15 protein-coding genes are annotated in these 18,235 nt (G+C 68.1%); 10 read left to right on the forward strand and 5 right to left on the reverse strand.

Annotated elements, in window-relative coordinates; translation table 11 throughout:
• Positions 1–14 precede the first annotated feature (14 nt).
• The gene (locus tag B3K53_RS01835; protein WP_292082370.1) at positions 15–2,345 is read right to left on the reverse strand and encodes a CaiB/BaiF CoA transferase family protein; all 2,331 of its coding nucleotides are present in this window, start codon (positions 2,343–2,345) and stop codon (positions 15–17) included.
• A 184-nt stretch (positions 2,346–2,529) separates the two neighbouring features.
• Between B3K53_RS01835 and B3K53_RS01840 the strand changes: the two genes are divergently transcribed.
• Positions 2,530–3,453 (forward strand): IclR family transcriptional regulator, encoded by a 924-nt coding sequence (locus B3K53_RS01840; protein ID WP_292082371.1) that lies wholly within the window; start codon positions 2,530–2,532, stop codon positions 3,451–3,453.
• On the opposite strand, the gene B3K53_RS01845 is transcribed toward B3K53_RS01840, so the two are convergent.
• Complete coding sequence (locus B3K53_RS01845; RefSeq protein ID WP_292082372.1) at positions 3,374–4,579, reverse strand: alpha/beta fold hydrolase; 1,206 nt, start codon at positions 4,577–4,579, stop codon at positions 3,374–3,376. The genes B3K53_RS01840 and B3K53_RS01845 overlap by 80 nt on opposite strands.
• A 152-nt stretch (positions 4,580–4,731) precedes the next feature.
• Between B3K53_RS01845 and B3K53_RS01850 the strand changes: the two genes are divergently transcribed.
• From B3K53_RS01850 to B3K53_RS01870, 5 genes are all read left to right on the forward strand, one after another.
• Complete coding sequence (locus B3K53_RS01850) at positions 4,732–5,643, forward strand: crotonase/enoyl-CoA hydratase family protein (RefSeq protein ID WP_292082373.1); 912 nt, start codon at positions 4,732–4,734, stop codon at positions 5,641–5,643.
• Positions 5,636–6,424: an enoyl-CoA hydratase/isomerase family protein gene (locus B3K53_RS01855; protein WP_292082374.1), complete on the forward strand. Its 789-nt coding sequence runs from the start codon at positions 5,636–5,638 to the stop codon at positions 6,422–6,424. Before B3K53_RS01850 ends, B3K53_RS01855 begins: the two co-directional genes overlap by 8 nt.
• A 123-nt stretch (positions 6,425–6,547) precedes the next feature.
• A complete protein-coding gene (locus B3K53_RS01860) occupies positions 6,548–8,707 on the forward strand; it encodes a TonB-dependent receptor (RefSeq protein ID WP_292082375.1) in 2,160 nt (719 codons plus the stop codon).
• 14 nt (positions 8,708–8,721) lie between these two features.
• On the forward strand, positions 8,722–9,891 hold the full coding sequence (locus tag B3K53_RS01865) for an amidohydrolase family protein (RefSeq protein ID WP_292082376.1): 1,170 nt from the start codon (positions 8,722–8,724) through the stop codon (positions 9,889–9,891).
• A gap of 66 nt (positions 9,892–9,957) precedes the next feature.
• Positions 9,958–11,253, forward strand: coding sequence for a spinster family MFS transporter (locus B3K53_RS01870; protein WP_292082377.1), 1,296 nt, complete (start codon positions 9,958–9,960; stop codon positions 11,251–11,253).
• On the opposite strand, the gene B3K53_RS01875 is transcribed toward B3K53_RS01870, so the two are convergent.
• Genes B3K53_RS01875 through B3K53_RS01885 form a run of 3 tightly spaced genes read right to left on the reverse strand, consistent with a single transcriptional unit; the run spans position 11,237 to position 14,449 of the window.
• Positions 11,237–12,406, reverse strand: a complete 1,170-nt coding sequence (locus B3K53_RS01875) for an acetyl-CoA C-acetyltransferase (RefSeq protein ID WP_292082378.1) — start codon at positions 12,404–12,406, stop codon at positions 11,237–11,239. The two genes, B3K53_RS01870 and B3K53_RS01875, sit on opposite strands and share 17 nt — an antisense overlap.
• Before the next feature lie 16 nt (positions 12,407–12,422).
• Entirely contained in the window at positions 12,423–13,244 is an 822-nt protein-coding gene (locus B3K53_RS01880) for an acyl-CoA thioesterase (RefSeq protein ID WP_292082379.1), read from the reverse strand.
• 38 nt (positions 13,245–13,282) lie between these two features.
• Positions 13,283–14,449: an acyl-CoA dehydrogenase family protein gene (locus B3K53_RS01885; RefSeq protein ID WP_292082380.1), complete on the reverse strand. Its 1,167-nt coding sequence runs from the start codon at positions 14,447–14,449 to the stop codon at positions 13,283–13,285.
• 149 nt (positions 14,450–14,598) lie between these two features.
• On the opposite strand from B3K53_RS01885, the gene B3K53_RS01890 reads away from it, so the two are divergent.
• The 4 genes from B3K53_RS01890 (at position 14,599) to B3K53_RS01905 (ending at position 18,234) form a co-directional block, all read left to right on the forward strand.
• Positions 14,599–15,378 carry an enoyl-CoA hydratase/isomerase family protein gene (locus B3K53_RS01890; protein ID WP_292082381.1) on the forward strand — a complete coding sequence of 260 codons (780 nt, stop codon included), beginning with the start codon at positions 14,599–14,601 and terminating at the stop codon, positions 15,376–15,378.
• 79 nt (positions 15,379–15,457) lie between these two features.
• Positions 15,458–16,609: a thiolase gene (locus B3K53_RS01895; protein WP_292082382.1), complete on the forward strand. Its 1,152-nt coding sequence runs from the start codon at positions 15,458–15,460 to the stop codon at positions 16,607–16,609.
• A gap of 16 nt (positions 16,610–16,625) precedes the next feature.
• On the forward strand, positions 16,626–17,420 hold the full coding sequence (locus B3K53_RS01900; RefSeq protein ID WP_292082383.1) for an enoyl-CoA hydratase-related protein: 795 nt from the start codon (positions 16,626–16,628) through the stop codon (positions 17,418–17,420).
• A gap of 1 nt (position 17,421) precedes the next feature.
• Positions 17,422–18,234 carry an SDR family oxidoreductase gene (locus tag B3K53_RS01905; protein ID WP_292082384.1) on the forward strand — a complete coding sequence of 271 codons (813 nt, stop codon included), beginning with the start codon at positions 17,422–17,424 and terminating at the stop codon, positions 18,232–18,234.
• The last annotated feature ends 1 nt before the right edge of the window (position 18,235 follow it).

Below are 18,235 nucleotides of genomic sequence, written 5' to 3' on the forward strand. Positions count from 1 at the left end.
CGGCGACGCCGCCTTCAGGCCCGACCCGGCCCTGTCGAAGTTCGAAAGCCGCCCGCAGCCTCGTGCTCGCCCAGCATCGGCGGGCGCTGGAGCGGCGGTCTCCCGTCGCCTAGCCTTATCGGTGAAGCGAGAATCCTGACGGACCCCCCCGCGGTCGCCGGATGGGGGAGGCTTTGAACCAGATTTCGGGCGCAGACCTGAGGATCAGCCATGACCTCTTCGTAGCTGTTCACGGCGGCGCTGGGCACGCCAAGGGCCACCAGGCGTTCGAGCAGGCGTGCCCGGGGCAGACGCCGGAACCCGTGTCGCAGGGCGGTTTCCAGAGGCGATGCGCCGGGGTGGTCGTCGGACGCGGGATGTTCGCCCGCGAGCTCTTCGCCCAGAATTGTCAGGGCGTCGAGGTGGCGGGGGCGGCTCGCGGACAGGAAGATGGGTCCGTCCAGGCACTGGTAGAGATCCGTTGGCGATGGACCGACCCGATTGCCGCGTCTCGGCGGCTGGACCCCGGTCTCGAGATAGGCCTGAAGACTGCCGGCCTGCATGGCGACCGCCACGTCGAGCAGGGCGACGTCCACATGCTGCCCGGGGGCGGCGTCTGCGAAGCGTTGATGGAGGGCGGCGACCGCCGCCAGGGCGGCGAACTGACCGGTAGAAACGTCCATCAGGCTGGGACCCGTCTTCAAAGGGCCGCCCCCCGGCTCGCCGTCGGGACGCCCCGTCATGGCCATCAGGCCGCCCTGCGCCTGGAACACAGCGTCGTAGCCGGGTCTGCCGGCATAGGGACCGAACTGGCCATAGCCGGTGAGAGAGACATAGATCAGCCGGGGATTGAGCGTCGTCAGGCTGGCCGCGTCGAGATCAAAGCGCGCCAGGTTGCCGGCGATGAAGTTTTCGATCAGCACGTCGGCTTCAGCCGCCAGCGAGCGAACGCGCGCCTGTCCCTCGGCGGAGGCGAGGTCCACGAGGATGGAGCGCTTGTTGCGGTTGGCGCAGAGATGGAAGGCGGATTCCAGGGTGCGGGCTCCGGTCGCATCCGTCAGGGCGTCAGGGCCGTAAAGGCGCGCGTCGTCCCCGCGACCGGGCCGTTCCACCTTCAGGACGTCCGCGCCAAGGTCGCCGAGCACCTGCGACGCCCAGGGCGCGGCCAACACCCGACCGAGATCCAGGACCTTGATCCCCTCAAGCGGCTGGGCTGGACGGACGCTGGGGGCGGGCCGGGGCGGGAGGCGACGCGGTCGGAGCCAGGAGTGATCCTGACCGTCGGCTCCGCCGGGCTGTGGCGGCGCGGGATAGGTCAGGGGCGAGCGCGGCAGACGGAGCGGGCTGGCGACGCAGGGGAGCTCGTTTTCGTCCTGGTTGACGAGGGCGCGGGCCCTGACCTGGGGGTCGGTCGCCAGATCGGCGTAGGTGTTGATGACGGAGCAGGGTACGCCCGCCTTCACCAGAAGATCCATCAGGGCCTTGCGCGCAAAGGTCCTCAGGATCGGACCGAGAACGGCGTCGATTTCGGCGCGGTTTCGATCCCGGGCGAGGACATTGGCGAAACGCGCGTCGTGGATCATCTCCGGGCGGCCGAGCGCCTCGCACAGTTTGGCGTAGTGCTGATCCGTCCCCGCAGAAATATAGATCACGCCGTCCGCGCAGTCGAAGGTCTGGGCGGGGTGGCCGCCGTTGCCGGCGTTGCCGCGGCGTTGCGGCTGGCGGCCGGCGACGAGGTAGTTCTGGACGACGTGCGACTGCATGGCGACGGCGACGTCGAACATGGCGACGTCCACGAAGGCGGGACCCGCATGACCGCGGAGGCGGCCGATCAGAAGCGCGATCACGCCGGTGGCGGCGTTGATCGCAGACAGGCCGGTGACAAGCGGGACGCCGATCTGCATGGGGCCGCCGCCCTCGGCGCGGTCGTCATGGCCGGTGATCGCCATCAGCCCCGCCTGCGCCTGCAGCACGCCTTCATCGGCGTCCTCGTCCCGTCGGGGGCCGGACAGCCCGTAGGGGGTAACGGAACAGACGATCAGATCGGGGTTGCAGGCCGGCGGCTGGGTCGGGTCCAGGCCGGCGAAGGCGAGGGCGCCGTCGTCCACCACGACATCCGCGTCGCCAAGCCAGGCCTCCAGGGCAGGGCGGTCGTCCGGTTCGAAGGTGATCCGCATCGAACGCTTGTGGCGGTTCAGGGCACGCCGCTCCGCCGTGTCCGCCTCGTCATGGCGCACGAGGCGCACGACGTCGGCGCCCAGTTCGGCGAGCAACTGGGCTGTGCGGACGGCCGCCGGTCCCTGTCCGAGATCAATGACCCGCAGGGCGGAGAGCGCCCGGCCGTTCGTCGAGTTGGTGGTGGTCACGCGCCGCATCTCCCTGACTGCGAACGAGGGTGTCGGAACGGCGAGGGGGCGGCAATCCATCCTCGGGAAGCACCGCATATGCGTTGCGCCGGCCCGCCTTCGTCCCCGAAATCGTTGACAATCGCTTTCTACCTAACGGATGGTAGTTAGAAACCCTCAAAGAAGGGATGCAGGGAGTGAAGCTATGGATGCTTGTGCCTATCCCGCGGCGCCGACACGCGCGCCTCGTCGATCTTCGACCGCCAGCCGGGCTTCCACGCTCCTGGCCTCAGACGCCAAACGCATCAAGTCGGCCGAACGGGTCCTTCAGGTGCTCGAGTATTTCGCGACCCGACAACAGCCGGAAGCCACCGTCATGGACATCGCCAAGGCGCATGGCCTGCCGCAGTCCTCGACGTCGGAACTGCTCAAATGTCTTACCGCCCTGGGCTATCTCGCTCATGATCCCTTCCGGCGCACCTATGTGCCGACCGCCCGCGTGGCCTTGCTGGGGGCGGGGGTTTCGCCCCTGCTGCTGCGCGGCGGGCCGCTGATGGACATGCTGACCGATCTGAACGAGCAGACCGGGGAGTTCGTGGTTCTGGGCATGCCCGTCGGCCTGGTCGTCCGGTACGTCCATGTTCTGCCCTCGACCCGCCTGGTCACGACGATTGTCCCCGACTGCAGCGCCTTCCCGCTGCACACGGCCATGGGGCGGGCGCTCCTGTCGGCTTTGCCCGACGACGCCGTTCGCAAATTCGTCCACCGTCTGAACGCACAGGTTTCCGAGAAATGGCGCGTGGCGCCCTCGGCGGTCCTCGCCGAAGCGGTCGAGATCCGGCGGCTGGGCTATGCGGTGACCTCCAACTCCGTTTGGCGCGGCGGCGGCATGGTCTGCGCGCCCTTACCCGATTGCGGCGACGGACAGTTGCTGGGCGTCGGCATCGGCAGCGACGCGCAAACCACGCTCGAGCGCGCCGCGGACTTCGCCGAACGGATCCGGGCCGCGACGGCCCGACACCTGTCGGGCCGCGCGACGGAAACGCGGTTCAGGCGAAGTGCAGGCGTCGATACCGGCCGCGGAAATAGAGGAGCGGATCCCGTCTCGGTTCGAAACGCGCCCGTATGACCTCGCCGACGAAGATCCGATGGTCGCCGCCGTCGTGAACGGCGTGCTTGCGACAGAGGAAGACGGCGAGCGATCCTACGAGCGCAGGTACGCCGTCATGCCAGGGTTCGAACGCGGTCTCGGCGAAACGGTCTTCGCCGGGGCGTGCGAACCGGTCGGACGTCGGCTGCTGGCCGATGTGCAGGACATTGACGGCGAAGGTCGACGACGTCTCGAAGGCCGCCAGGGAACCGGCGCTCCGCGCCAGGCAGAAGAGCAGGAGCGGGGGGGCCAGCGACACCGAGGTGAAGGAGTTTGCGGTCAGGCCCACCGGGGTCCCGTTCCCGTCCGTCGTGGTGACGACGGTGACGCCGGTGCCGAAGCAGCCCAGGGCGTCGCGCAGGGTCCGCACATCCGAGCCCGATTGATAGGCCATGGGGTCGCGCGGGGCCTCGGTCTCGAGGAACTCCAGAAGGAGGGCCTGGAACCGCTCGGGTTGATCGGCCGCGACATCATGAGACGCGCCCTCAATCTCCACATGGCGGGCGTTCGGGGCCCGGCGCGCCATGGACTCACGCGCCTCCAGGCTGACCAGCCGGTTGTCGGCGCCGTGAAGGATCAGGAGCGGCAGCCGGACCTGGCCCAGCACCGACTCCAGCGTCTGTTGCAGGGTCGCCATGTCCAGGCCTGTGGTCCAGCGCGGGTCGGCGCCCTCGTCCGGCCGCGGGTCCCGCGCGAGGCGGCGGACCGCCTCGGGATCAAGGTCTGGCGCCACGCCCGCCGTGACGACGCCCGCCGCCAGGTGGGCGCCGTCGTCCGCGATCGCTGCAAGGGCGATCGCGGCGCCCAGGGCGACCCCGACGATCACGGGGCGCGTGGGCAGGGCGCGCAGGAGGGCGCGAAGGTCCTCGGCGTAGGCGTCCAGGTCGTAGCGGCCGTCCGCGGGGCGTGCGCTCCGGCCGTGGCCCCGCAGGTCCGGGCAGAGAACATGCCGGCCGGCGGCCACCAGCGCTTCGGCCGTCTGCCGCCAGGCGACGGCGCTCTGGCCTCCCGTATGGACCAGAACCACGCCGGGGTCCTCGGGAGAGCCGTGGCGCTCGACCGACAAGACGACGCCGCCAAAGCCGCGAAAGGTCTCGGTTTTCATCTTGGATTCTCCCTGCGCACCGGCGTCGGTCCGCAGGCCAGGCTAGAGGGCCCGGCCGCGGATCGCGCGGGGGCGAAGCAAACATCGCATCCCCGATGCTCCAGCCGGGACCGGGGATGCTATCGGTCTGTCAACGACAGAGGAGCGAGATGATGGGCAAGTGGCTGGATGCGCCGGAGACCCTGCTGTTCGAGGTGCGCGGCAAGGTGGCCTACATCACCTTCAATCGCCCCGAAAAGCGCAATGCTCAAAGCGCGCGTTGTTTGAGAGAACTCAACGACGCGCTGCGGGAGGCGGATGATTTGCAGGCCGTTCATTGCGTGGTGCTTCAGGGGGCGGGCAAGGACTTCTGCTCGGGCGCTGACATCTCCGAGGGCATTGAACCCGGCGCCGACGGTCGCCGTCCCTATGATCCTGCAGACTATCGCGGACGGACCGCCTTCGAGGATGATGTCTGGCACACCCGCTACGGGTCCAACCTTCGCCTCGACATCTTCCGCATGCACAAGCCGGTGATCGCCAAGATCCAGGGCAATTGCCTGGCGGTCGGCACGGACATCGCGCTGAACTGCGACATGGTCGTCGCCGCCGACGACGCCCGCATCGGTTTTCCCGCGGCCCGATCCCTGGGGTCGCCCGCCAACCATATGTGGCTCTATCTGCTGGGACCCCAGTGGGCCAAGCGCATGCTGCTGACGGGCGACGTGCTGCGGGGACGGGACGCCGCGGTCCTGGGTCTGGTCATGGAGTCGCATCCGGCCGCTCACCTGGACGACGCCGTCGCCGCACTGGCGGACCGCATCGCCCTGGGCGATCCCGCCTTGCTGGCGGCCCACAAGCGCGTGGTCAACATGGGCCTGGAGTTGATGGGCTGGGAGACGCTTCAGCGCTTCGCCGCCGAGAACGACGCCCGGGCCCATCTGGCGGAGGCTCCGCGGGCCTTCTTCGACCTCGTCAAGGCAGAGGGCGTCAAGACCGCGCTCCATCGCCGCGACGCGCCCTATGGCGACGACGAGATCCGCCTTCGCGCGGCGCGTGACAACCTGGAGATTTCCCATGACTGAAGTCATCGACGGACTGGTCGTGCAGCGCCGCGGATCGGCGCTAGTCCTGACCATGACCAACCCTGGACGGCGCAACGCCTTCTATCCCGAGATGCGCGGCCGGATCGCCGAAGCGATCGCGGCCGCGGCGAGCGACCCCGCCGTCCGGGCGATCATTCTCACCGGAGCTGAGGGTCATTTCTGCTCCGGCGCCGACCTGCGCCGCGTCAGCGACGCTGACAACGGACCGCTCGCCGTGCGCGAACGCCTCAAGAGCGTCCATCGACTGCTCGAGCTGATTATCGGCGGCGCCAAGCCGACGATCGCGGCGGTGGAGGGGGACGCCTTCGGCGCTGGCATGTCTATGGCCGCCGCCGCTGACGTCGTCGTCGTCGCCCGCGGCGCGCGCTTCGGCGCCTCCTTCGCCAAGATCGGCCTGCTGCCTGACATGGGGCTCTTGTACACCCTTCCGCTCCGCGTCGGTCTGGCCAGGGCGCGGCGGTTGATGATGACGGCGCGGACGATTGACGCGGAAGAGGCCGTGGCCATAGGGCTGGGGGACGAGCTGACGGCCGAGGGCGCAGCCCTCGACCGGGCGTTGGAGGTTGCGGCCGAGTTTGAAGCCTCCGCGCCCCTGTCCCTGGCGGCGATCAAGGCCGCGATGGCCCAGGGGCTGACCGGTCTCGACGACGTGACCCGCTTCGAGCTCAACACCGTTCCAGGCCTGGCCAATACCGAGGATCATCTGGCGGCGCGCAAGGCCTTCCTGGCGAAGGAACCGGTGGTTTTCGTGGGGAGATAGGCTGGCTTGCTTCGGTCTTTCATCGCATCTGCGGTGTTGAGAGGCGTCGTATTGAGTTCGCATTAGATATGCCGAAGTCTAACCCCAATGCTCGTCAAACAAGAGCAATCAAGGGGAGAAGACATGAAGTATCTGCTACTTGGAGCTGTCAGTGGTGTTTGCGTTCTGTCTGCCGGAAACGTCCTGGCGCAGGATATTGTTTCGACGTCGCAACCGGCGCCGTCGGACGGGCCGTCCACCCTGGACGACATCGTCGTGACGGCGCAGCGCCGGTCGGAGCGCCTGCAGGACGTGCCTATTTCGGTGACGGCTCTCTCCAGCGAGCGCCTTGAAGACGCCGGGATCGTTTCGACAGAGGACCTGACGACGGTCACTCCGGGACTGGTCTTTGCGCGCTCCAACCAGTTCGCCCAGCCGACCATCCGCGGCGTCGGTTCGCGCAACGGCAGCCAGGGCGACGAATCCAGCGTCGCCATCTATATCGATGGCGTCTATCGGCCCGAGCAGTTCAGCAATCTGTTCGAACTGGAGGGGGTCGAGCAGATCGAGGTCCTGAAGGGACCGCAGGGCACCCTGTTCGGCCGCAATGCGGCGGGGGGCGCCATCAATATCACCACGCGGATGCCGGACGCGGATCCCGACCTGACCATCGCCCTGTCCGCCGGGGATTTCGGCTACTGGAAGGCCGCGGGCTATGTTTCCGGGCCGCTGACCGAGCGTCTGAGCGCCAATCTGGCGGTCACGGCGCTGCAGGACGACGGCTTCGTCCGCAACATCTTCCTGAACAAGGACAGCGGCAGCCGCGAGCTCCTCGCCGCCCGGACGAAGCTGGTGTTCGACATCGACGACGCCAGCCGCCTGTGGCTGGGGCTCAGCTATCAGGATGGACGCGACAACACCAACCAGTCCGGACAACCCCTGGCCGGGAACAGCCGGGGACGCCGGGTTCCCGGGTCGGTGACGCCGAGCGAGCCCTGGACGACGGCGACCCAGTTCATCCCGATCTCCAAGGGCGAATCCTTCGCCGCCGATCTCCACTACAGCCGGGAATTCGCGGGCTTCGACCTGCGCGCCGTCCTCGCCTACAGCGAGGCCAGCCAGTATAATCTCACGGATTCCGACAACACCTCCGCGGCCGTCTCCGGCAACGACACGACCTTCAAGGCGTCGACCTACAGCTTCGAGGCGGTGCTGGCCTCGAGCGGGGGAGGGCGCTGGAACTGGACGCTCGGCGGCAATCTCTTCTCGAACGAATCCGTGCTGGATCCCTTCATCTCGGGGGCGACCAATTTTGCGGGTCGGCAAAAGGCCCAGGCCGCTTCGGTCTTCGGCGAACTGGTCTTCGAACCGGTGACCGGCCTCTTCCTGACCGGGGGCCTGCGCGCCTCCTATGAGGAACGAAGCGCCCGCTTCAACCAGAGGACGCCGACGGTGGTCGCCGCGGAAGGCGAGGACCAGTGGTCGGATATCTCGCCCCGGCTGGTCGCGCGCTACCAGTTCGCCAGGAACGCTAACGTCTATGCCTCCTATACGCGGGGCTTCAAGAGCGGGACGTTCAACTCGACCTCGGCGGTCGGAGCGTCCGTGCCTGCGGATCCGGAATATGTCGACGCCTTTGAAATCGGGCTCAAGACGGATCTGGCGCAGCGGACGCGGCTCAGCCTTGCGGCCTATCACTATGACTATCAGGACCTGCAGGTGACCGTCCCCCTGTTCATCAACGGCGCGACCACCTTCGCCCTGTCCAATGCGGCCCAGTCGACCATTCAGGGACTGGAGGCCAATATCGAGGCGTCGCTGACGGATCGGTTGAATCTGAGGTTCGGCGGGTCCCTGCTTGACGCCCGGTATGACGAATTCCCCGATGCGGTGGTGCTCGAGCCGGATCCGGCCCTCTTCTTCAACGGCGCGCCGGCCGGCAACCGGCAGGTGGTGCGCGACGTGAGCGGCAATCGCCTCTCGCGGTCGCCGGAATGGACCTGGAGCCTGGGGCTTGACTACACCCTGCCGCTCTACGGCGGCGACCTGCGCCTTGGCGCCGACGCCTATGGCAGTGCCCGGTGGTACTCGGACCCGCTCAACCGTATCGTTCAGCCCGACTACGCCCTGGTCAACGCCTCGGCGCGCTGGACCTCGCCGAGCGGGCGGTGGTCTGCGCTGGTCTCCGCCGAAAACCTCACGGACGAGGCGGTCTATTCCAACATGTTCACGTCGGCCCTGGGTGATTTTGTCGCCTACCAGCGGCCGCGCTTCGTCTCCTTCACCCTCAAATTTGATCTCTAGGAAGGACGTTCCGAATGAGCGTTTCCGAAATTCTCACGCCGCCCAAGGACCCTTTCTTCGGCGAGCGCCTGGACGCGGACGGCCACGTCTATCCTGAGCCCGACCTCATGCGCGAAATCCTTGGAGACCTGGGGCGCGATCCCATCTCCGACTATATCGCCGCCTATTTCGGCTCGGAGGAAGACAGGGCCAGCCGGGCGCAGAATCGCGAGGATATCTGGTCGATCAAGGGCATCAGCGCCCTGGGCGCCTCCTTCTCACGCGCCGAAGAACGGGTGGAAGCGCTCGAGATGATGGGCCTGCGGTCGCAGCTGGTCTTCCAGAACACCTTCGGCAAGGAGCTTCGGGTGGATTCGCCCTCGGCCCGCGCGGCCTGTCGCCGCTACAACGACGTGGCCCTGGCCTGGGGCGCGCAGACCGGAGGTCGCGCCCGGGTCGCCTGCATGATCAACATGGGCGACATCGCCTGGGCGCTCGAGGAGGTCGACCGCGTGATCCGCGGCGGAGCGAAACTCGTCACCTTGCCCTGCGCTGCGCCGCCCGCCGGCCTTTCCCCCGCCCATTCGGCCTGGGATCCCTTCTGGCGGCGCCTCGAGGAGGCCGATGTCGCGGTGACCCTGCATCTGGGCGGCGGCGGCATGCTGAGCGGCGAGGCGGCCGATCCGATCCTGCCGGGACGGGAATGGGGCCAGGCGGAGACTCTCAAGGGAACCCCGGCCTCGCGCCCTGGCGGCGAGGAGGCGATCAGCCCCTACTTCATGCTCGTGGCTCACATGCCCGCCGAGCTCTATTTGCAGATCCTCGTCATGGGGGGGGTCTTCGAGCGCTTCCCCCGCCTGCGTTTAGGCATCATCGAATATGGTTCGGGGTGGGTGGGCCCGTGCGTGGAGCGCATGGACCTCTGGACGGGATTCCTGGCCAAGGTCGGCCGCTCCTATCCGATGAAGCCCAGCGAATACGTGCGCCGCAACGTGCGCGTGGCGCCCTTCTATCACGAGAACCTGCCCCTGATGATCGACCGCTACGGCATGGAGGAAATCTATGTCTTCAGCACCGACTATCCCCATCTCGAGGGAAGCCGGGATCCGGTCGGCAAGTTTCAGAAGTGGCTGGATCGCCTCGATCCAACCTACGCCAGGAAGTTCTTCGTCGAGAACGGCGCCCTTCTGTTCCCCGGCCTCTAGCCGCCTCCCGACTGCCGGGTCGGGCCGCGCCCGACCCGGACATTTTCACGCCAACCGAGAGGTCCGATGACTGCGAGCAATCCCGCCAGCGCCGTACTGACGCGGACGACGAGCGCCGCCTGGCTCGCCCTCCTGCTGTTGACCCTCGTCAACGCCTTCAGCCTGATCGACCGCAAGCTGCCCTTCATCATGCTGGAGAGCATTCGTGCGGAGTTCGCTCTGTCCGACACCCAGGTGGGGCTCCTGGGCGGGGTGATGTTCACGGTCATCTATTCGCTGCTCGGCCTGCCGCTGGCGCGACTGGCGGATCGGACGTCGCGCAAGCTGGTCGTGTCGGGCGCCCTGGCCTTCTGGAGCCTGATGACCGCTGCCGGCGCTCTGGGCCAGAGCTTCGCCCATCTGGCCCTGGCCCGCATCGGCCTGGCCGTCGGCGAGGCGGGGGCGGTGCCTCCCAGCCAGGCGATCCTGGCGGATTATTTCCCGCTACGCCGCCGCGGCGTCGCCATGGCGGTCTTCCAGGCGGGCGGCGCGCTCGGCGTCATGGGCGGCCTCGCCCTTGGCGGGCGCCTGGTCGAAGCCATGGGGTGGCGCCAGACCCTGGTGCTCGCGGGGATGGCGGGCCTCGCCCTCACGGCGGCGATGCTGATCGGTCTTAAGGAACCGAGGCGCGGGCAAAGCGACGAAGTGCGCCGGGTCGAGGTCAAGGCCACGCTCGGCGAGGCCCTGGTCGCGCTCTGGCGTATGAGATCGTTCAAATGGCTGGCGCTGGGCGGCGCCCTGTTCACGCTCGGGACATCCGCGATCATCACCTTCGGCCCAAGCTACCTGGTCCGCGTTCGTGGCTTTTCCATCGCCGACGCCGGCGCCTATATCGGCGTCGTCACAGGCCTGGCCGCCGGCGCCGGCGTCCTCGTGGGCGGGTGGGTGTCGAGCTGGAACAGCCCGCGTCGCACCCTGATCCTGGCCGGGCTGGGCCTGGCGGTCAGCGCGCCCTGTCTCTACTTCGCCCTGAACACGGACAGCCGCCTGGGCCTGCTGGTCCTGCTGGCGGCGCCGCTCTTCCTGGGATCGCTCTACATGGGGCCGAGCTACGCCTTCGCCCAGACCATGGCGCCGGTGCAGATGCGCGCCCTGACCGCCTCGGTGATGGTCTTCATCATTCACGGCCTCGGCACCTCACTCGGCCCGCTGATCGTCGGCGCCGTCAGCGACGGCCTTGCGCCCAGCCGCGGCGTGGACGGTCTTCGACTGGCGTTGATGATTGCGCCGATCGCCTATGTCGCGGCCGCTGCGGCGATCGCCGCCGCAGCCAGCCGCATTGAAGGCGACCTTCCGGCAAGCCGTGTCAGAGCCGCTCGATGATCGTGACGTTCGCCATGCCGCCGCCCTCGCACATGGTCTGCAGGCCGTAGCGGCCGCCGCGTCGGCCGAGCTCATGGATCATCGTCGCCATGAGCTTGGCGCCAGACGCGCCCAGCGGATGACCCAGCGCGATGGCGCCGCCGTTGACGTTGAGCTTGTCGGGATCGGCGGCGAGGGCCTTGCGCCAGGCCAGAGGAATGGAGGCGAAGGCTTCGTTGACCTCGTAAAGGTCGATGTCGTCCAGACGCAGTCCCGCCCGTGAAAGGGCGCGTCGCGTGGCTTCGATCGGCGCCTCAAGCATGATGACCGGATCGCCGCCGAAGGCCGACATGTGGTGGATACGGGCCAGGGGCGGGCGGCCCAGGGCCTTCAGGCCCGCCTCGCTGACGACGAGCAGGGCCGAGGCGCCGTCGCAGACCTGGCTCGACGTCGCGGCCGTGAGGCGCCCGCCGTCCTTGAGAAGCTTGACCTGGGCCATGGCCTCAAGGCTGGCGTCGTAACGGATCCCTTCGTCCGTCTCATGGATCTCGAGGCCGTCGACGCCTTCGATGTCGAGCGGCAGGATTTCTTCGCGGAACCGGCCCGCCCCGGCGGCCGCGGCGGCGCGCCGGTGGCTCTCAAGGCCGAAGGCGTCGAGCGCCTCTCTGGTCAATCCGTGTTTGGCGGCGATCATTTCCGCGCCGTCGAACTGGCTGAACTTCACGCCGGGATAGCGGGCGGCCATGCGCATGCCGCGGGACACGCCGAACCCGTGTTCCGCCGGAAGGGCCGAAGGCAGGCCCATGGGCACCCGTGACATGCTCTCGACGCCGCCGGCGATGACGGCGTCGGCGTTGCCGGACAGGATGGCCTGGGCCGCGAAGTGCAGGGCCTGCTGGGACGAACCGCATTGACGGTCGACGGAGACGCCGGGAACCGTGTCCGGGAGATTCGACGAGAGCACCACATTGCGGGCGACGTTCTGGGACTGCTCGCCGACCTGTCCGACGCAGCCGAAGATCAGGTCATCGACAAGGGCCGGATCGGCGCCGACGCGGTCCAGGACGGCGTCGACGACAGCGCCGCCCAGGTCCGCCGGATGCCAGGCCTTCAGCCTTCCGTTGCGGCGGCCTCCGGCGGTGCGGACGGCGGATACGATATAGGCCTCGGCCATGGGGGCTCCTTTGGCGCTAGCGGCGCCGGATCAACAGTTCTTGGGAGGTGGAAGCGGCGAGGCCGCCGTCGCTGGCGTACAGGCGGCCGAAGCTCAATCCCCGGGCCTGACCCGCCCAGGGACTTTCGGATTCATGGAGAAACCAGTCGTCGGCCCGCACAGGGGCGTGGAACCAGATCGCGTGGTTCAGGCTCACGCTGGTGAAGCCGCCGTCGAAGGCCGAACGGGTATGAGGCAGCATCGCCGCTACAGGCAACATGAAGTCCGAGAGGAAGGCGACGGCGGCGTAGCCGCAGGTGTCGGGGGCGACGCCGACGCCGCGAAGCCAGAAACGTCCGTGCGGTTCCGCGGGGTGGGTGAAATAGTCATGCGGCTGCAACAGCCGCGCATCGATGGCCCTGAGGCCGCCGACCCCTTCGGCGTCCGCCGATGCGATCTCGTCCGGATAGAGGCGGCCGAGGTCTGCCAGACGGGGCAGGTCCTGGGGCGTGTCCGCGACCGACGATCGCGGGCGAGCGTGCGAGACGCCGTCCTCAGGCGCGTGAAAGCTGATCATGGCCTCGAAGGCCAGGGGCCCGTCGCCCTGACGGGCGGTGACGCGTCGTTCCGAGAATGAGCGTCCGTCCCGAACGGTCTCGACCTCGTAGTCCACGGGCTGGTCAGGGTCGCCGCCCGCCAGGAAGCGGGCGAACATCACGCTAGGCGGTCGATCCGGCGTCGTGGCCCGGGCGGCGATGATCGCCTGCCCGAGGAAACAGCCGCCGAATATGGCCTGGCTGTGATTGCGCTGGAAGTCAGACGCGCGGAACCGGGTCTCGTCGAGGCGGGACAGGCGCAATATGTCGCCTGCCGGGACGACCGGTCGATCGGCGGCCTTCATTCCCGCGGCAGCCGCATCAGGTTGGCGATGTTGGACCGCTGGATGGCCGAGGATCCGCCGAAAATCGGCAGGACCAGGGCGTCGCGGACGTACCGCTCCATGGCGAAGCCCTGGGCGTAGCCGTAGGCGCCCATCACCGTCTGGCAGTCGAGAGCCACGCCGCGAATGGTTTCTGCAATGAAGAGCTTGGTCATGGAGGTCTGTACGGCGCTCGGCTCGCCGCGCTTCACCAGGCCGGCGGCGTGGTCGAGCATCAGGCGGCAGGCTCTCAGACGGGTCTGAACGTCGGCGAGCGTGTGGCGCACCGCCTGGTGGCCGCAGATGCGCTTGCCGAACTGGGAACGTTCCTGGCTGTAGAGCCAGGCTTCCTCGACCATGGCCTCGCCAAGGCCCATGGCCATGGCCGAGGGCTGCAGCTTCTCCACCTCAAGCGTCGGGCCGGCGAGCTGGCTCCACCCCTGGTTCCAGCCAGCCTCCTCGCCCATGACGTCGCGCACCGAGACCTCGACGTTCTCGAAGACGACGTCGTTGGTCGGCACGCCGCGCACGCCCATGGTTTCCGTCGTGGTCATGCTGACGCCCGGCGCATCCCGGGGGATGATCAGGAAAGAGAGGTTGCGATGCCGCTCCTCGGGCGGGCCGCTGCGCACCAGGGTGTAGATGTAGTCGGCGAATTCCGCGCCGGAGCACCAGCGCTTCACGCCGTTGACGATGATCTTGTCGCCAGAGCGCTCGGCGCGCGTGGCCACCGCGGCGAGGTCGGCGCCGACGTCCGGTTCGGACAGGCCGAGAGCGAAGAGGAGGCGGCCCTCGGCCACGCGGGGCAGGAGGCGGGCCTTCTGGTCGGGGCTGCCGAGTTCGCCCAGGTTGAGGCCGGCGTAGCTGACGCACATGACATAGAGGCCGGCCAGAGCCATGCTGCGGCGGGCCAACTCCTCGACCACCATGAGCAGGGCGGGCACGTCCACACCCAGTCCGCCATGCTCTTCCGGGACCGCCAGGCCGCAGACGCCCAATTCGGCGAGGCCGTGAATGAGCTCGGGAGGCAGGCGGTCTTCGCGGTCCCACCGGGCGATGGTTTCGGGCGGTGCGATGTCGTCGAGAAGCCGCCGTAGGCTGTCCCGCAGCATGAGAACCTCTTCCGACAACAGTTCGGACGCCATGGACACTCTCCCCGATGAATCTCGTCGACGATCGACTTGCAACCGTCGTCGTATGCGCGTTAAATCTAACGAACGTTCGACAGGTGTCAAACGTCTTTGAATGTAATTGGAAGGCGCGGACGACTTGTCGGCGCTGGTTGGAGGCGACGATGAGCGATCCTGTCCTTTACCGCCAGAACGGCGGCGTGGTTTCGATCATCCTCAACCGTCCGGACCGTCTCAACGCCATTGATCCCGCGCTCGCCGAGGCCTTTCTCGCTGCGGCCGAACGGGCGGCCGCTGACGATTCTGTCAGGGTGGTGATCGTCCGCGGCGAGGGCCGCGCCTTCATGGCGGGCGGCGATCTGGCCTATTTCAGGGAGGCGGGGGCGGAGGCGCCCTCGGCCGCCCTGCGGCTCATCCACCCGCTTCATCGCGCCATCGCCCTGCTAGCGGACAGCCGTCTCGTTACGCTTGCCGTGCTTCACGGCGCCGTGGCGGGCGGGGGCATGAGTCTGGCGATGTCCACCGATCTGGCCGTCTGCGCCGACACGACACGTTTCGACATGGCCTATCTCAAGGTCGCGGCCAGTCCGGACTGCTCGGGCTCCTGGAGCCTGGTGCGCCACCTCGGCCTGCGGCGCGCCATGGGCGTGGCCTTGCTGGGGCAGACCTTGTCCGCCTCCGAGGCCCTGGGGCTCGGCCTGGTCAACGCCGTCTTCCCGGCCGACCAACTGGAGGCCGAGGCCCGGGCGATCGCAGATCGTCTTTGCGACGGACCGCGTGAGGCGATCGTCTCGACCAAACGCCTGCTGCGGACGGCGGGGGACAAGCCGCTCGTCGCGCAGATGGAGGACGAGGCGGCGGGTTTCGTCTCGGCGGCGGGGTCGGAGGATTTCCACGAGGCGATCGGCGCCTTCTTTGAGCGGCGACTGCCTCTTTTCAAATAAATCTAACAAACGATAGACAGAAACCGTGGCGCTGGTTAGCGTCAACGACGAGGCTGCGAAGACAGCCGGGGAGGCGTCAATGGATCAGTTTCCGCGTGGAGCGGCCGCAATCGTCGGCGCAGCCACCTTCGGCGTCGGGGAGGCTCCCGGCTATACGCCGAACGACATGGCGGCCCTGGCCGGCCTGGCGGCGCTCAAACAGGCGAACATAGGGCTCGGCGAGGTCGACGGCCTCTTCGTCTGCACCTCGAACGACGCGCTCTCCGGTCTCGGCGTGGCCGAGTATCTCGGAATTCGTCCGGCCTTCACGGACAACAACCGGACCGGCGGGTCCGCCTTCATGAGCCATGTGGTCATGGCGGCCCTGGCTCTGGACGCCGGCTATTGCGACGTTGCGCTCGTCGTTCACGGCAGCAACCAGCGTACGGGCGCCGGCGGCCTGGTGTCGATGCGGCAGGCGTCGCCTTACGAGACCCCCTATCGCCCCCTGAATCCGCTTTCGTCCTACGCCCTGGCGGCTTCGCGTCACATGCATGAGTTCGGCACCACGCGGGAGCACCTGGCCGCAGTGGCGGTGTCGGCCCGGGCCTGGGCCAATCTCAACCCGGAAGCCTTCGCCCGGGGGCCGTTGACGATCGACGACGTGCTCGCCGCACGCATGGTCTCCACGCCGCTGACGGTTCGCGACTGCTGTCTCATCACCGACGGGGCGGCGGCCGTCGTTCTCGTCCGGGCGGACCGTGCGAAGGACCATGCGGCACGCCCGGTCTATGTCCTCGGCGGGGCGGCCGAAACCTGGCATTCCGACATCGCCTCCATGCCCGACCTGACGGCGACGGCGGCCTCGGCCTCGGGGCGACGCGCCTACGCCATGGCCGGGCTTGGACCGGCTGACATCGATGTGGTGCAGCTCTACGACGCCTTCAGCATCAACACCCTTCTGTTCCTGGAAGACCTGGGGTTCTGCAAGAAGGGGGAGGGCGGCCCCTTCGTGGCGAGCGGCGCGATCGCGCCGGGAGGCGTGTTGCCCGTCAACACCAACGGCGGCGGCCTGTCCTACGCCCACCCCGGCATGTACGGCCTGCTCGCCATCGTCGAGGCCGTGCGCCAGCTCAGGGGCGAGGCGGGCGACCGCCAGATCGCCGACGCTGAAATCGCGCTCGCCCACGGCAACGGGGGCACCCTGTCCAGCCAAGCTACTCTGATCCTGGGCGGCGCAGCCGCCCTCTGACTTCAAGGAGACCATCGTGCGCTTCGAAGACTATAAATCCATCAGCTTTTCGCGTCGGGGCAAGGTCCTCACCGCGACCCTCAACGTCCCCGATCAGCTCAATGCGATCGCCGGCGCCCTGCATACGGAACTGGCGCATCTCTTTCCGGATGTGGCCGCCGATCCCGACACCGACGTCCTGATCCTGACCGGCGCCGGACGCGCCTTCAGCGCGGGCGGCGACCTGTCGCACATAGAGGCGATGAGGAACGATCCGCACGGCTTCTCCGAAGCCGTGCGGGAGGCGAAACGCATCGTCTTCGGAGCGATCGACTGCGACAAGCCGGTGATCGCCAAGGTGAACGGCGACGCCATCGGCCTCGGCGCCACCGTGGCCCTCTTCTGCGACATCATCTTTGCGGCCGACACCGCTCGCCTGGGCGATCCCCACGTCAAGATCGGCCTGGTCGCCGGCGACGGCGGCGCGATCATCTGGCCGCAGATGATCGGTTACGCTCGCGCCAAACACTATCTGCTCACGGGCGACCTGGTGCCCGCGCCCGAGGCCGCCGCCATGGGGCTGATCAACTTCTCCCTGCCGGCCGAAGAACTCGACGCCGCTGTGGACGCCTACGCCGACCGTCTGGCGGCCGGCGCGACCAAGGCGATCCGCTGGTCCAAGGTGACCATGAACATCGGCCTCAAACAGCTGGCGCACCAGATGATGGACGTCGGCATGGCCTATGAGGCCATGGCCAGCATCACCGCCGACCATGGCGAGGCGATCGCCGCCATGCGCGAACGTCGCAAGCCCGACTACACGGGGCGCTGAGATGGCCGCTGTTCCCACGCCTTCGGCCTCGCCTGCAGGCCTGCCCGCAAATCCCATGTCTCTTGAAGGCCGGACCATCGTCGTGACCGGCGCCGCCCAGGGCATCGGCCGGGCGATCGCTGAACGCGCGGTGAGCCTTGGCGCCAGGGTGGCGCTCGTTGATCTGCAGGACGAGGCCCTGAAAGCCGTCGAGGCGGCGCTGGGCGACCGCGCCAAGGCCTATGTCGGCAGCGTGGCCGATCCCGAATTCGTGGCGGCGGCGGTCGCCGACGCCGACGCGCATTTCGGCGGGCTTCACGGTCTGGTCAATAATGCGGGGATCACGCGCACCGCCCTGATCGAGAAGATGACCCTCGACGAGTGGAACGCCGTCGTCAGCGTTCACCTTACCGGCGCCTTCCTCTTCACCCAGGCCGTCGGACGCACCATGATCGCGCGGGTCAAGGCGGGCGATCCCGTGGCCGGGGCGATCGTCAATATTTCGTCGGACGCAGGCGTCCAGGGCACCTTCGGCCAGATCAACTACGGCGCGGCCAAGGCCGGCATGCTGGGCGCGACGATGAGCGCGGCGCGAGAATGGGCGCGGTTCGGCATTCGCGCCAATTCGGTGGCCTTCGGAGTGGTCGAGACGCCGATGACGGAGACGGTGCGCGGCGAGAAATTCCGCGACGCCTATCTGGCCAAGATCCCGCTGGGACGCTTCACTCTCCCGGACGAGGCCGCGACCCCGGTCTGCTTCCTCCTGTCTGACGGCGCCTCCTACATCACCGGCCAGAGGCTGTCGGTGAACGGCGGCTTCCACATGGGGGCCTGAA

This window comes from Brevundimonas sp. UBA7506 (assembly GCF_002479495.1).
Lineage (GTDB): Bacteria > Pseudomonadota > Alphaproteobacteria > Caulobacterales > Caulobacteraceae > Brevundimonas.